This window comes from Qipengyuania sphaerica (assembly GCF_019711595.1).
GTDB classification, from domain to species: domain Bacteria; phylum Pseudomonadota; class Alphaproteobacteria; order Sphingomonadales; family Sphingomonadaceae; genus Qipengyuania; species Qipengyuania sphaerica.
Window position 1 is genome coordinate 1 of the sequence record NZ_JAIGNR010000002.1, and the last position, 13,668, is coordinate 13,668.

Consider the following 13,668-nt stretch of genomic DNA (forward strand, 5'->3'; position numbering starts at 1 on the left):
TCGTCCTGGCCGCCGCCCCAGGCGCGGTCGTTGCCCATGTCGAGAACGATGACGTCGTTGCCGCCATGGCCGTAGACCCGGTCGTCGCCTCCCAGGCCTTCGATACGGTTGCTGCCATCGTCACCTTCGAGACGGTCGCGGAACTGCGATCCGGTCAGGTTCTCGATGCCGGTCAGCCGGTCGTTACCTGCACCCTCTGTGTACTGGTAGCTGCCCTGCTGTTGCAACCGAACGAAGACGCCGGAAGATGCCTGGGTGTAAGACGCGGTATCGGTATCGGCGCCGCCATTGATCTCGTCGTTGCCGGAACCGCCCTCGAGAAGGTCGTCACCGGAACTACCGTTGAGCACGTCGTCGCCGCCACGGCCGTAGATGGTATCCGCACCCAATCCTGCCGAAAGGATATTCGCGCCGCTGGTGCCGGAGAGGAAATCGTCGCCATCCCCGGTCGAGGCATTTTCGAAGGCAGTGAAGCTCTGGGTTTCGAAATTGGTCTGACCGGTATTCAGGTCGAAGGCGTAATCCACATCGATCGATGAGAGGTCGAGCTTGTCGATCCCGTCGCCGCCGTGGAGCCACTGGTTTCCGCCAACGGCACCGATAACCAGGTCGTCGCCTTCGCCTGCATCGACCGAGCTGCCCTGACCGCCCGAATAGATGAGATCATTGCCGCCACCGCCATATGCTGAGTCAAATTCGCCGAGAAAGATAATGTCGACGCCGCCCTGTCCGTAAACTAGATCCGCGCCGGGATCGGAGTCGGCGAAGATGCTGCTTCCGTCGACCGATGTCGTGACATAATCGGTATCGACGAAATTTTTCAGGCCCTGTTCGTAGTCACCGGTGAAGAGCGTACCGTCACGCGGATCCCAGATCGAGGCGTGTATTTCGCCGCTCGGCGCTTCAACCCAGGTGAACAGGAGGCGCCCGTCGGACGTCACGGATACATCGGGATCGGTACCGTTCATCTCCGTGATCGTGAAGGCGCCGCCGTCGGCAGAACCTGCGGCAGTGAACTTGCGTGCCTGCAGGGAATCATCGGTGTCGTTATCCCACATGATCACGAAGCCGCCGTCGGGCAGCGCCACGACATCGGGCTCGTTCTCGTCGGCTACGAGTGCTGTAGCATACGAGGTGCTGACGTAGTTGCCGTCGGCATCATAGACCCAGTAGCGGATGTTGTTCGCTTCCTCGTTCACGATGACGAAGTTGCCATTGGCGAGGGTTGCGACCTTGGGGTCGGTACCCGGGTCGAGCGTCACTGTCGTCCTGACGTTACCAGCGGCATTGACTATCTGAAATTCGATCGTCGGCGTGCCGCCGATATCCGCCTCGTAAACGGAGACGAGGTAGCCGTCGGTCAGGATTGCCAGATCACTGTTGGAGTTGGCGTCCGCTCCGTTCGTACCGGCATCGAAAGCGTCATAAGTATTCCCGTTGGCATCAATCAGCATGCCCCGGACATCCAAATCACCACTGATATCGCGGGTGAAGGTCACGACCGAATTGTTGGTTTCCTGGCTGACAGTGATCTGCGGGTTGGTGAAATCGACCGCAGAATTGTTGGTGTTGGCGATGACCGCCGTATCGATCTCGTCACCTGTCTCATCGAAGCGCGACCAGCGCACCGTAACCAGGTCCGGATCGGAGAGGCTGTCGTCGATATAGGTCATGGCGAAGCCGCCATCATTGGTGGCAGCGATGTCGAACTCGTATTCGTTATCGACCAGCGCGGACTGGTTCAGCTGGAAACTGTCGACGACGACGTTCCCCTGGATATCGTATATCTTGCCGACGATATCGAAGCCGGCGGAATCGCCGATCACGCCGGAAGCGTTTTCGACCCAGGCGACAAGGATGTTGCCATTGGCCAGACCGATGATCTTCGGCTGGATCTGTCCGCCGATCGCTGCATCGCCGGTGTTGACCTGAAATTCTGCGAGCCACTCAGTAGGGGTAGGCATAGTTCTAACTCCTCAGACCGCCCTTGAAGGAGCGGCTTTCCAAAAAATTTGCAGGACAGGGCAAGGCCCCGATCCCGTTCGGATCAGCCCCTTCGCGAGGAGCCCTGCGACCCCCGTTTTGCGAAACAGGACAGTGGGGAGAATGAGCTTGTCCGGCCCTCCACCCCTCCGCATCGCCAGCCTCATTGCCGGGGAATGCGGTTTGCTTTCGATCTTCGGGCTGCGCTCAACTGACGCTTCTCAAGAAAACGTGAGCGGCCAGTTTCGAGCAACCTTCTAGATCATTGAACTAGAGCTTAGTTCTAGAGTTTTGGAATAGCAATCCAGTTTCTTGGAAATCTTACAAGCTATTGGAAGGTAGCGCTTTTTTCTGGGTTTCTCGTATCGGAGATTGAAAAAAGCCCCCCGAATCGCCGATTCGGAGGGCTTCGAAATTTAGGTTTCGGTTGGCTAAAGTGGCAGCAGTATCCGCCGCTCCGCTCTCATTGGCAGTTCGGCCATTGCCTCAAAGTACGAAGTCCTTCGAGGTCAGGTCGACCAGTCCGCCGAGCCGCAGGAAGAGATCGGCAATGCCATCGCCATCAATGTCCATTTTGCTCGAGAAGAGTTTCCGGGATCATGGGCTGATCGGATAGGCGGGTGGTGGACAGGGCTGGATTCGAACCAGCGTACGCTTGCGCGGGCAGATTTACAGTCTGCTGCCTTTAACCACTCGGCCACCTGTCCACACCGGTTCGCCAAATCTCTGCTGCGAGAGAAATATGCGGGGATTCGCTAGGGCATCCCCTGCCGAGAGGCGCCCCTTTGGCGAAGCGGCGCTTGCCTGTCAATGCCCTCGCTGGCACTAGCGCCTCGCAATCAAGTTTACAGGACGAGAAGCATGGCAAAGGGCGAACGCAAACGCGCATTGAGAGGCCGCGCAGGCCGTATGAAAGGCGGACGCGGAAGCGGCAGGGCCTCGGCCGGTCATGTCCGGCTTTGGGGGCGCCATGCAGTCGAGGCAGCGCTCAAGAACCCCGAGCGCCAGCATCGCAAGCTCTGGGCAACGCGCGAGGGCGTGGCATCGCTCGATGGCGAGCTGCCAGCCGATTTTCCCGTCGAATACGCCGACGTGGCGGACCTTGCGCGATTGGTCGCCAAGGATGCGCCCCACCAGGGCCTCGTTCTCGAATGCGCGGCGCTGGAAGACCAGTTCCTCTCCGACGTTCTCGACCGAGATCCCGCGCGTCCGATCGTGGTACTGGACCAGGTGACCGATCCGCATAATGTCGGCGCGATCATGCGCTCCGCCGTCGCGTTCAACGCTGCGGCGCTGGTGACCCAAGATCGCCACGCCCCGCCAGAAGGCGGCGTCATTGCCAAATCCGCCTCGGGCGCGCTCGAAACGCTGCCATGGATCCGCGTGGTCAACCTCGCCCGCGCGATGGAGGAGATGGCCGAAGCCGGATACTGGCGCATCGGCCTCACCGGCCACACAGAGACGACCTTCGCCGATGCCCTGCCCGCAGGACCGGTCGCGATCGTCTTGGGTGCCGAAGGCGAAGGGATGCGGCACAATATCGAAACGCATTGCGACGCGCTGGCAAAATTGCCGATCTCTAACGAAATCGAAAGCCTCAACGTGTCCAACGCGGCTGCCATCGCGCTATACGCGGTTGCGACACGAAGCTGATATCCGGGTTCAGGGGGATTTTTGGACGTGACGATGATTTCGATGAAACTGCGCGCCGGCGCGCTCGCTGCTGCAAGTTCGCTCGCGCTGACGGGTTGCCTGCTGACGCCGGGCACTTTCACCAGCGAGCTGGCGCTGATGAAGGACGGTAGCTTTTCCTACAGCTATGACGGCGAAATCCAGATGCTGATGCTCTCGAAGCTGGCGCAAATGGGGGCGAAGTCAGAGGATAAGTTCGAAGCCGAGTGCTGGGACGACGATTTCGAGGAGCGCGAATGCACGCTCGCCGAAGTCAACGAACAGCGCGCCGAATGGGATGCGGAAGCCGGCAAGCGCGAAGCCGAACGCAAGCGCAAGGCCGAGGAAATGAAAGTCATGCTCGGCGGCATCGACCCGTCGAACCCCAAGGCGGCCGAGGAACTCGCCGAAAAGCTGGAGCGCCAGCGCGGTTGGGACGAGGTCGTCTACAAGGGCGACGGGCTGTTCGAGGTAGATTTCTCGGTCGAGGGCCGGATGACCCACGACTTTGCCTTCCCGATGATCGAGAAGCTGCCAATGTCGAACATGTTCGTGACCGTCGTGTTGCGCGACGATGCGCAGGTGCGCGTCGATGCTCCCGGTTTTGCCAACCAGGGCGGCGGCAACCCGATGCAGGGCATGATGGCGGGCATGGCCGGCCTCGCCCAGCTCGGTAATGAGGACGGCGACGAAGGAGAACCGGTGCGCGTGGTCGTGCCGGAAGGCACTTTCACCATCGTCACCGATGGGCGCATCCTTGCCAACAATACCGACGAAGGCGCGACGCGTCACGCGCGCGGCCAGGCGCTGACCTGGCAGATCAGCCCGCTTACCGAACAGGCACCGACCGCGCTTATCGCATTCGACTGATCGCAGATCACGCCGCTGACGGGCAAAAGAAAAGCGCCGCAGCCTCCCGTCGAGGCTGCGGCGCTTTGTTTTTACCGAAGGCGCGTCTTAGTTGACGGCGTCCTTGAGGCCCTTGCCGGCCTTGAACTTCGGCTGGTTCGAAGCGGGGATGTTCATCGGTTCGCCGGTACGCGGATTACGGCCGGTCGAGGCCTTGCGCTTGGCGACCGAGAAGGTGCCGAAGCCCACGAGGCGCACTTCGTCGCCCTTCGAAAGCGACTTGGTGATCGCGTCGAAAACACCTTCGACTGCGCTCGAAGCGTCGCTCTTCGACAGGCCGCTTGCTTCTGCGACAGCACCGATCAGATCGTTCTTGTTCATTGTAAGGTAGAACCCCCTCATTCGAGTTTTGATATTATGTCCGGTGAATCGACTCCCCCGGCGAAGCAGCGAATTGAGAGACTTTTCCCGCAGGTGTCAAAGGCAAATTCCGCCAAAATCGGCGGATTTACGCCTTGCAAACCAATTTATACGGCAAATCGAAGAAATGCTGTGCCGCAACGAGACATCTCGCTGCAGCGCAGCATATCAATTGTTAATGAGCGGTGGGCGAAGGCGCCGGATGCGGGTGTCCGGGCTGGCTCGCGAGATCATCGGCCTCGGTCCATTCGATCGGAGTCGGAACCGCGGTCAGAGCATGCCTGAGCACTTCGTCGACATGGCTGACAGCCACGATCTCGAGCCCTTCCTTCACGTTCGCCGGAATTTCCGCGAGGTCCTTCACGTTCTCTTCGGGGATGAGGACCTTCTTGATCCCGCCCCGCAGCGCCGCGAGCAGCTTTTCCTTGAGCCCGCCGATAGGTAGCACGCGTCCGCGCAGGGTAACTTCGCCGGTCATCGCCACATCGGGACGTACCGCGACGCCTGACAGGGTAGAGACGATCGAAGTGACCATGCCGATGCCTGCGGAAGGACCATCCTTGGGCACCGCACCTTCGGGCAGGTGGATATGGATGTTCTTGCGCTGGAAGATGCTCGGCTTGATGCCGTAATGGGGTGCGCGCGCCTTCACGAAGCTGAAGGCGGCGGCGACGCTTTCGTTCATCACTTCGCCCAGCTTGCCGGTGGTCTTGATCTCGCCCTTGCCCGGCGTGGTCACGCTTTCGATGGTCAGCAGTTCGCCGCCCACCTCGGTCCAGGCGAGACCGGTGACCGCGCCAACCTGCGCCTCGTCCTCGCCCATGCCGTGCTTGAACTTGCGCACACCGGCGAACTCGGAGAGGTTTTCGGGCGTGATGGTGACGCTCTCCGCCTTGCCTTCGAGGATCTTGCGCAGGCTCTTGCGAGCAAGCCGCGCAAGTTCGCGTTCGAGCGTGCGGACGCCCGCTTCACGCGTGTAATAACGGATGAGGTCGCGCAGCGCGTCCTCGGTCAGTTCGAATTCGCCGTCCTTGAGGCCGTGATCCTTGACCTGCTTCCTGAGCAAGTGACGCTGGGCGATCTCGACTTTCTCGTCCTCGGTGTAGCCCTCGAGCCGGATGATCTCCATGCGGTCGAGCAGCGGCTGCGGCAGGTTGAGGCTGTTCGCCGTGGTAACGAACATAATGTCCGACAAGTCGAGGTCGAGTTCCAGGTAGTGGTCCTGGAACTTGTTGTTCTGTTCGGGATCGAGAACTTCGAGCAGCGCCGAAGCCGGATCGCCGCGGAAATCCTGTCCGAGCTTGTCGATCTCGTCGAGCAGGAAGAGTGGGTTGCTCTTGCCGGCTTTCTTGAGGTTGGTGACGATCTTGCCCGGCAGCGAGCCGATATAGGTGCGGCGGTGGCCGCGAATTTCGGCCTCGTCGCGCACGCCGCCCAGCGACTGGCGGATGAACTCGCGCCCGGTCGCCTTGGCGATGCTCTTGCCGAGCGAGGTTTTGCCGACACCCGGAGGGCCGACGAGGCACAAGATCGGGCCTTTCAGCTTGTTGGTGCGCGCCTGCACGGCGAGATACTCGATGATCCGGTCCTTGACCTTCTCGAGCGCATAGTGATCCGCATCGAGGATCTCCTGCGCCTTGCCTATATCCTTCTTGACCTTGCTCTTCTTGCCCCAGGGCAGGCCGAGCAGCACGTCGAGATAGTTGCGGATCACGGTCGCCTCGGCGCTCATCGGCTGCATGGCCTTGAGCTTCTTGAGCTCGCTTTCGGCCTTGGCGCGCGCTTCCTTCGATAGCTTGGTCTTGCCGATCTTTTCGGTCAGCTCGGCAATCTCGTTGCCGCCGTCCTCGTCGCCATCGCCCAGCTCGTTCTGGATCGCCTTCAACTGTTCGTTGAGGTAATACTCGCGCTGCGTCTTCTCCATCTGCCGCTTCACGCGGCCACGGATGCGGCGTTCGACCTGCAGCACCGACAGCTCGCCTTCCATGAAGGACATGACCATTTCGAGGCGCTTCAGCGGGTCGGGCTCGACCAGAAGCGACTGCTTGTCGGAAACCTTGGCCTGGATTGCAGCGGCGATGGTGTCGGCCAGTTCGCCCGCGTCGTCGATTTCGGCCAGCTGCTCGGCAGCATCCTCCCCGATCTTCTTGTTGAGCTTGGCGTATTCGCCGAACTGTTCAACCACCTGGCGCATCATCGCGCTGATTTCGGTACCCGAAGCGGTCGGCTCCTCGATTTCGGTCACCTCGGCAGCGACATAGTCGCCGACGGTCTTGAGTTCATGCAGCTTGGCACGCGCCTGGCCTTCGACCAGCACGCGAACGGTGCCGTCGGGCAGCTTCAGCAGCTGTAGGACCTGCGCGATTACGCCGGTATCGTAGAGATCGCTTCCTTCCGGATCGTCGCAACCGGGATCGAGTTGCGAGAGGAGGAAGATGTCCTTGGATCCTTCCATCGCAACCTCGAGCGCCGCCACCGACTTGTCTCGCCCCACGAAAAGCGGGACGACCATGCCGGGGAAGACGACGATGTCGCGCAGGGGAAGGAGGGGAAAGGTCTCGGTCATATTCGGCTATCCATCTGCGGCGCAAATGCGCGCCGTGGGTTGGTACCGAATATGGGAACGCCTCCCGCGCTTCGCAACGCGGGAGGCGCTATATCTTGGGGATTGCCGCTGTCTTGGACTAGCAGGGGTTCAGCCCAGACCGGGGATGTTCATGCCCGGCGGCAGGCCCATTCCGCCCTGGATCGCCTGCATTTCCTCGGCCGACTTGCGGTCGGCCTTGTCGCGCGCGTCGTTGAAGGCAGCGGTAACGAGGTCTTCGACCATCTGCTTTTCTTCGGGCTTCATCAGGCTTTCGTCGATTTCGACGCCGAGGATGCGGCCGCGTGCGGTTGCTCGGACTTTCACAAGCCCGCCGCCAGCCGTGCCTTCGACCTCGATCTGGTCGAGCTTGGCCTGCGCATCGTTCATCTGCGTCTGGATCTGCTCGGCGGCCTTCTGGGCGGCGGCGATCATTTCTTCCATCGATTTCATGTCTTGCGTCCTTATGCTCTGCGGTTCCAGGGAACCTCGCGCCGGATCGGGGGGAGATCGGCGCCGTCTTCGATTAGTTCGGCATCGGGGAAGGCAGCTTCAACCGCTTTCACCATCGGATGTTCGCGCATCGCCGCCTTGGCGGCCTCGGCCTTGGCCACGCGCTGCTCCTCCATCGAGGGCGTGGCGAGCGCCGGATCGCCCGTTTCGAGCTGCCAGCGCGTTTCGGTGATCGCATAGAGCGCATCTTTGAGCACGGGCTCGATCGCGTCGGAATATTTCGGATCGCGGGCATAGACGAGCTTGCCCGGTTCTACGCTGATGGGGCGGATTTGCAGGCGCATGATGCTCTCGGCCTGGAGCTTGCCCACCGCCGAGACTTTTTCGACAAGTTCCTCCCAGTCGAGCGAGGCGGAGGCAGCGCTTGCCCCGCCCTTGCCCGCCGTCGATGCGGGTGCAGGACCGCGCGCAGCGATTTCCTCGAGTTGCTTCACCAGCTTGCCGGGATCGGGCATCCCGCTTGCGTGGAGCACGCGCAGCAATGCCATGCGCGCTGAGACTAGAGGATCGGGTGCGTGGCGCACCTCCTCATGTCCCTTGAGTAACAGCTGCCACAGCCGGTGAACCTGCCCGACCTCGAGGCGCTTTGCCCATTCGGTCAGCTGCTCGCGTTCTTCGGCGGTGGTCCCGTCCGCCGCGCCGCCCGCGACTTGCGCCAGCGCGATACGGTGAGTGAGGTCCATCAGGCTGCGCATCAGCGCCAGCGGCTCGACACCCAGCGCATACTGGTCGTCGACCGCAGCCAGCGCCGCCTTGGCATCGCCATCGAGGATATGGCCGAACAACCGACGCTGCGCGCCGCGATCGGCGAGACCCAGCATATCGCGGACACGTTCGGCCGTGACCTTGCCATCGGTGTCCATATCGGCATGGGCGATCGCCTGGTCGAGGATGGAGAGCCCGTCGCGCACCGATCCCTCGGCGGCATTGGCAATGATGTGGAGCGCCTCTGCCTCGGCCTCAACGCCTTCCTTGCGACAGATCTCGGCGAAATGCGCTTCGAGGAGTTCGACCGGGATGCGCCGCAAGTCGAAGCGCTGGGTGCGACTGAGAACGGTGACGGGAAGCTTGTCGACCTCGGTCGTGGCGAAAAGGAATTTCACATGTGCGGGCGGTTCTTCCAGCGTCTTTAGCAACGCGTTGAAGGCGTTGCGCGAGAGCATGTGGACCTCGTCGATGATGTAGATCTTGTAGCGCGCCGAAACCGCGGCATAGCGGACCGCCTCGATGATTTCGCGTACGTCGTCGACACCGGTATGCGAGGCGGCGTCCATCTCGATCACGTCGATATGGCGACCTTCGGCAATCGCCGTGCAGGGTTCGCACACACCGCAGGGGCTGATCGTCGGACCGCCCTCGCCATCGGGCCCGATGCAGTTCAGCGCCTTCGCAATGAGACGCGCGGTCGAGGTCTTGCCCACCCCGCGCACGCCGGTCATCAGGAAGGCATGTGCCAGCCGGTCGCGCGCAATGGCATTGGCGAGCGTGCGGACCATCGCATCTTGCCCGATCAGCTCGGCAAAGGTTTGCGGCCGGTATTTGCGCGCGAGAACGCGGTAGGGCTGGTTGGATTCGGAAGGCGCTTCAACCTGAGAGGGCGCTGGCTCGGCAGGCTTTTCTGGACGCGCGGGAGCAGGCGAAGGTTCCGGCGCATCGCCGAACATCGCGTTCTGCCCTGCCGCCTCGAGCTCCGCCGCGCTCGGCGCCTCGCCCTCGGCTTCGGTCTCCCAAGGAAGGCCGTCGGTATTTTCCGGTGAATCACCCATGCGATAACAGGTAAGCGCAGACGCGCCGAATGTCACATGGTGCGACACGCGAATTGTGGGTGAAAAAGGAGCCGAGCGACCCGTCGCAATTCACCTGGGCTGCTTCCTTCCGGACCTGACCCGGTGAGCGAACGCAAACGTCCACCCGACTCCCGGCGCGCCATATGGCGGCGCGCGCCCGAGAATTCAAGCGTCCGTTTGTGTCAGCCAGGCGGCCACCGTGCGGGCGACATCGGCGAGGACTGCTTCGGCATCGGCCGTGCTGCCGGTCGCGCCATCCAGATAAGCCGCGAGCACGAAGCGCCGGCCGTCTGGAATCGTGAACACAGCAATGTCGTTGACCTCGTCCCGGCCCTTTGCCCCGCAAGTCCCGGTCTTGTTTCCGGCATTCCAGGCCTCGGGCAGCCCCGTCCGCAAGCGCGCACGTCCTGTCGAGGTTTCCACGAGCCAATCGCCGAGGAGCTTACGATCCGAGACAGAAAGCCGACCTGTCTCCAGCAATTCGGCGACCAATCGCGCATGAGCTTGCGCAGTGGTAGTATCTCGAGGATCGCCCAGCGCGTTTTCGTTCAGGCTCGGCTCGTTTCGGTCGAGCCTTGTTTCGGTATCGCCGAAAGACCGTACCCACGCAGTAAATCCTGCGGGCCCGCCGAGTTCGGCCAAGAGCAGGTTCGCAGCCGTGTTGTCGCTTAAAGTTACCGAACGCCGGGCTGCCTCCAGCGCGCTCATCCAGCCGAGCTCAGCGCGTTTCTTCGTGTAGGGCGCATAGGAAAGGATGTCGTCGGGCGCGAAGGGAAGCTTGCGCTCGCGCAGCCCATCGCGCTCCAGGGTCATCGCCGCAAGCGCGAACTTGAATGTAGAGCACATCGCAAAGCGCTCGGGGCCGCGATGTTCGAACGCCGTTCCCTTGCCGAATTCATGAAGCGCAACGCCTAGCCTGCCGCCCGACGCCTCTTCGAGATCGGCGATGCTTACAGCAAGATCATCGACCTGCTGCTGGATTGAAGGAGCGTCCGCCGCGCCCGTTGCACAAGCGGATAACGACAAAGCGAGCGGGAAAAGGAGCGCCCTCAAGGCCGACGATTACCGAAAATTATCGGCGTAGGCCTGCAGTTTCAGGCTGTGCGGCGGCGTGGCGTGGACGCGGGCGGCGATGCCGTATTTTTCCGCATAGGCCTTCGCCTCGTCCTTGCTCGGGAAGGTCAACTGCACCTGCGCCTGCGTGTCGCCACTGCCGGTCCAGCCCATAAGGGGGTCTGCACGGCGCGCTTCGGACTGTTCGAACTCGAGCACCCATTCATCGGTGCGGGCCTTACCCGATTGCATCGCATTTTGCGGTCGCTGGTAGATTCGTGCTGCCATAGTGGGCGCCCTGTAATTCACCCCCCCGAATTTTGGAAGGCGTTCTTGGTCTTCAAACTGGGCTTTTCGGTCCATGGTTCCTCGGGCCAGCGATGCTTGGGATAGCGACCCTTCATGTCCTTGCGCACATCGTCCCAGCTGCCACGCCAGAAACCGGGCAGATCGCGGGTCGACTGAATGGGACGACCGGCGGGGCTGGTGAGCTTGAACAGGAGCGGCGTGGTGCCGACCATCGGTTGCCGGTCGAGTCCGAACAGTGCCTGCACGCGCACCTCGACACTGGGGGCATCGTCGCCGGTGTAATCGATCCGGTGGGTGGTGCCTGCGGGCGAAGTGAATTCGCGCGGAGCCTCGCTATCGAGCCGCTGGCGGTCGGGCCACTCCATCGTGCCGAGGAGGGCGTCGACCAATTTGCCCTTCGGAATGTCGAGACTGCGCCTTCCGGCAAGAAGCGGGGCTAGCCATTGGTCTGCGGTCTCGGCGAACTTTTCGGGATCGAAGGTGTCGAGGCCGATGAACTTCGCCCGCGCCAGCATTTCTGCCGGAAGCAGTTTTGCCGGGTTTTCCAGAGCCTTGTCCACAAGCATGTCCACAATCGCCTGCGGATCCGGTTCGGCGTCAGGACCGCTCGAAAGCGTAATCGCACCAAGCCGTTTCTCGCGCCGCGCCTCGACGCGCCCGTCTTTCCAGCGCAACACCCGGCGCTGCTCGATACGATGGCCGAGCCACTGGTCGAGATCGGCAGGTTCCAGCGCTATGGCTGAGGTGATCCGTGCGCCCTTGGCCTGTCCCTGGGCATCACCGATCACGAGGAATTCCGCTCGCGCGAGCGGCGATGCGGGATCGAGCATGAAGCCGCGCCCGCCAGCAGCGATCCAGTTCTCGCCCGAGGCATCGCGCCGCCTGGCGATGAAATCGGGAAGTCCCTCGGCGAGGAGGATCGGTAGCGGCACGTCCTGGGCTTCGCTCTCCCCTACCAGCGCATCGGCGCGCTCGGCCCAACGCCTCGCCAGCCTGCGGCTCGCCTCGGCGCGCGCGCCGCGGTCGCCATTCCAGCGCGAAAGCCTTGCTTCGAGGTCCTCTCCGCGCCCGCCGAGCCCGCGTTCCTGCAGCAGCAGGGTTAGCCGCGCAGCCGTCTCGGCCGCACCATGTTCGGCCCCGAACAGCACGCTGGCCGCAGATGCCGGATCGAGCGGGAGGCTGGCGATCTGTGCGCCCTTTTCCGTCAGCCTGCCCTCGGTATCGAGCGCGCCAAGTCCGGTTAGCGTCGCCCGCGCCGCCGCAATCGATGCAGCGGGCGGCGGATCGAGCCATTGTAGCGAAAGCGGATCGCCCGTCCCCCATTTGGCGAGATCGAGGACGAGCGGGGCGAGGTCCGAAGTCTCCATTTCGGGCGGGTCGAAACGCGGCCTCCCGCCATGCCCGCCTTCTTCCCACAGGCGATAGGCGACGCCCGGCCCCTGCCTTGCCGCACGCCCCGCACGTTGCGCCGCGGCGGCCTGGCTGGCGCGGTGTGTGACGAGATGCGTCGTCCCAGCCGCCCGATCGAATTCGGCGCGGCGCGAGAGGCCGGCGTCGACCACGACCGAAACCCCGTCCAGCGTCAGCGAAGTCTCGGCGATCGCGGTCGCGAGCACGATCCTCCTTCGCCCCTCGGGATCGCGGCGGATCGCAGCGCGCTGCTCGGCAGGCTGGACCTGACCGTGAAGTGGCAGGACCAGCGCCGATGGCAGCCTCTCCTCCAGCCGCTCGCGCACTCGCTCGATCTCGCCCACGCCGGGCAGGAAGGCTAGTATGTCGCCTTCTTCCTCGCGCCATGCGGTGGCAATTGCGGCCGACACGGCGTCCTCGATCCGCTCCTGCGGCGAGGAGCCGAGCCAGCGTATGGTGAGCGGAAAGGCGCGCCCCTCGCTTTCGATCACGGGCGTACCCTCGCCCATCAATGAGGAGAACCGCGCACCGTCGATGGTGGCCGACATGACGAGAACGCGCAAATCCTCGCGCAGCACGCCTTGAGTTTCCAGCGCCAGCGCAAGGCCCAAATCGCTGTCGAGATGACGCTCATGCGCCTCGTCGAGCAGCACGGCGGACACGCCGTCGAGCTCCGGGTCGTCGAGTATCAGGTTCACGAAAATAGCTTCGGTGACCACCAGCACGCGCGTTCTTGCCGAGCGCTTGCTGTCGAGGCGTGTGAGGTAACCCACGGTCTCGCCCGCTTTCTCACCCATCATCTGCGCCATCCGCTCGGCAGCAGCGCGCGCGGCCACACGGCGGGGCGATGTCAGGATTACCGTGCCGCTGCACCATTCCTCTCCCAGCAGCGCCGGAGCAACGGCGGTCGTCTTGCCCGCACCCGGAGGAGCGACCAGCACCGCGCCGTTTTTCTCGCGCAAGGCCGCCAGCAATCCCGGCAGGACATCATGGATGGGCAAAGGCTCCGACACGGACACGCTCTTGGCACATTCGCCTGCCGGTGAAACCCCCGAGATTCCAAAACCACTTGCCGACAAGCATTTGTGC

9 protein-coding genes, 1 tRNA gene, 1 other RNA gene and 1 pseudogene are annotated in these 13,668 nt (G+C 62.7%); 2 read left to right on the top strand and 10 right to left on the bottom strand.

Annotated elements, in window-relative coordinates; all coding sequences use genetic code 11:
- Together K3178_RS07595 and K3178_RS07600 are read right to left on the bottom strand one after the other, a co-directional pair.
- Window positions 1-1,964 (bottom strand): annotated as a pseudogene (locus tag K3178_RS07595) (hypothetical protein); the annotation flags it as partial.
- A gap of 640 nt (window positions 1,965-2,604) precedes the next feature.
- A tRNA-Tyr gene (locus tag K3178_RS07600) sits at window positions 2,605-2,690 on the bottom strand.
- A 154-nt stretch (window positions 2,691-2,844) separates the two neighbouring features.
- On the opposite strand from K3178_RS07600, the gene rlmB reads away from it, so the two are divergent.
- Together rlmB and K3178_RS07610 are read left to right on the top strand one after the other, a co-directional pair.
- Complete coding sequence (gene rlmB / locus K3178_RS07605) at window positions 2,845-3,636, top strand: 23S rRNA (guanosine(2251)-2'-O)-methyltransferase RlmB (RefSeq protein ID WP_221570828.1); 792 nt, start codon at window positions 2,845-2,847, stop codon at window positions 3,634-3,636.
- Between the two features lie 33 nt (window positions 3,637-3,669).
- Window positions 3,670-4,524, top strand: coding sequence for a hypothetical protein (locus K3178_RS07610; protein ID WP_247713680.1), 855 nt, complete (start codon window positions 3,670-3,672; stop codon window positions 4,522-4,524).
- A gap of 87 nt (window positions 4,525-4,611) precedes the next feature.
- On the opposite strand, the gene K3178_RS07615 is transcribed toward K3178_RS07610, so the two are convergent.
- The 8 genes from K3178_RS07615 to hrpB all read right to left on the bottom strand — a co-directional run bounded on the left by K3178_RS07615 (window position 4,612) and on the right by hrpB (window position 13,592).
- On the bottom strand, window positions 4,612-4,884 hold the full coding sequence (locus K3178_RS07615; RefSeq protein WP_006834374.1) for an HU family DNA-binding protein: 273 nt from the start codon (window positions 4,882-4,884) through the stop codon (window positions 4,612-4,614).
- Window positions 4,885-5,098: 214 nt separating this feature from the next.
- Window positions 5,099-7,489 carry an endopeptidase La gene (gene lon, locus K3178_RS07620; protein ID WP_221570830.1) on the bottom strand — a complete coding sequence of 797 codons (2,391 nt, stop codon included), beginning with the start codon at window positions 7,487-7,489 and terminating at the stop codon, window positions 5,099-5,101.
- 129 nt (window positions 7,490-7,618) lie between these two features.
- Window positions 7,619-7,960 carry a YbaB/EbfC family nucleoid-associated protein gene (locus K3178_RS07625; protein WP_221570831.1) on the bottom strand — a complete coding sequence of 114 codons (342 nt, stop codon included), beginning with the start codon at window positions 7,958-7,960 and terminating at the stop codon, window positions 7,619-7,621.
- 11 nt (window positions 7,961-7,971) lie between these two features.
- Window positions 7,972-9,786, bottom strand: coding sequence for a DNA polymerase III subunit gamma/tau (locus K3178_RS07630; RefSeq protein ID WP_221570832.1), 1,815 nt, complete (start codon window positions 9,784-9,786; stop codon window positions 7,972-7,974).
- Between the two features lie 61 nt (window positions 9,787-9,847).
- Window positions 9,848-9,942, bottom strand: an RNA gene (ffs, locus tag K3178_RS07635) — signal recognition particle sRNA small type.
- Window positions 9,943-9,972: 30 nt separating this feature from the next.
- The gene (gene bla / locus K3178_RS07640) at window positions 9,973-10,860 is read right to left on the bottom strand and encodes a class A beta-lactamase (RefSeq protein ID WP_221570833.1); all 888 of its coding nucleotides are present in this window, start codon (window positions 10,858-10,860) and stop codon (window positions 9,973-9,975) included.
- Between the two features lie 9 nt (window positions 10,861-10,869).
- A complete protein-coding gene (locus K3178_RS07645) occupies window positions 10,870-11,148 on the bottom strand; it encodes an ETC complex I subunit (RefSeq protein WP_221570834.1) in 279 nt (92 codons plus the stop codon).
- Between the two features lie 17 nt (window positions 11,149-11,165).
- On the bottom strand, window positions 11,166-13,592 hold the full coding sequence (gene hrpB, locus K3178_RS07650; RefSeq protein ID WP_345719872.1) for an ATP-dependent helicase HrpB: 2,427 nt from the start codon (window positions 13,590-13,592) through the stop codon (window positions 11,166-11,168).
- Window positions 13,593-13,668: the final 76 nt, after the last annotated feature.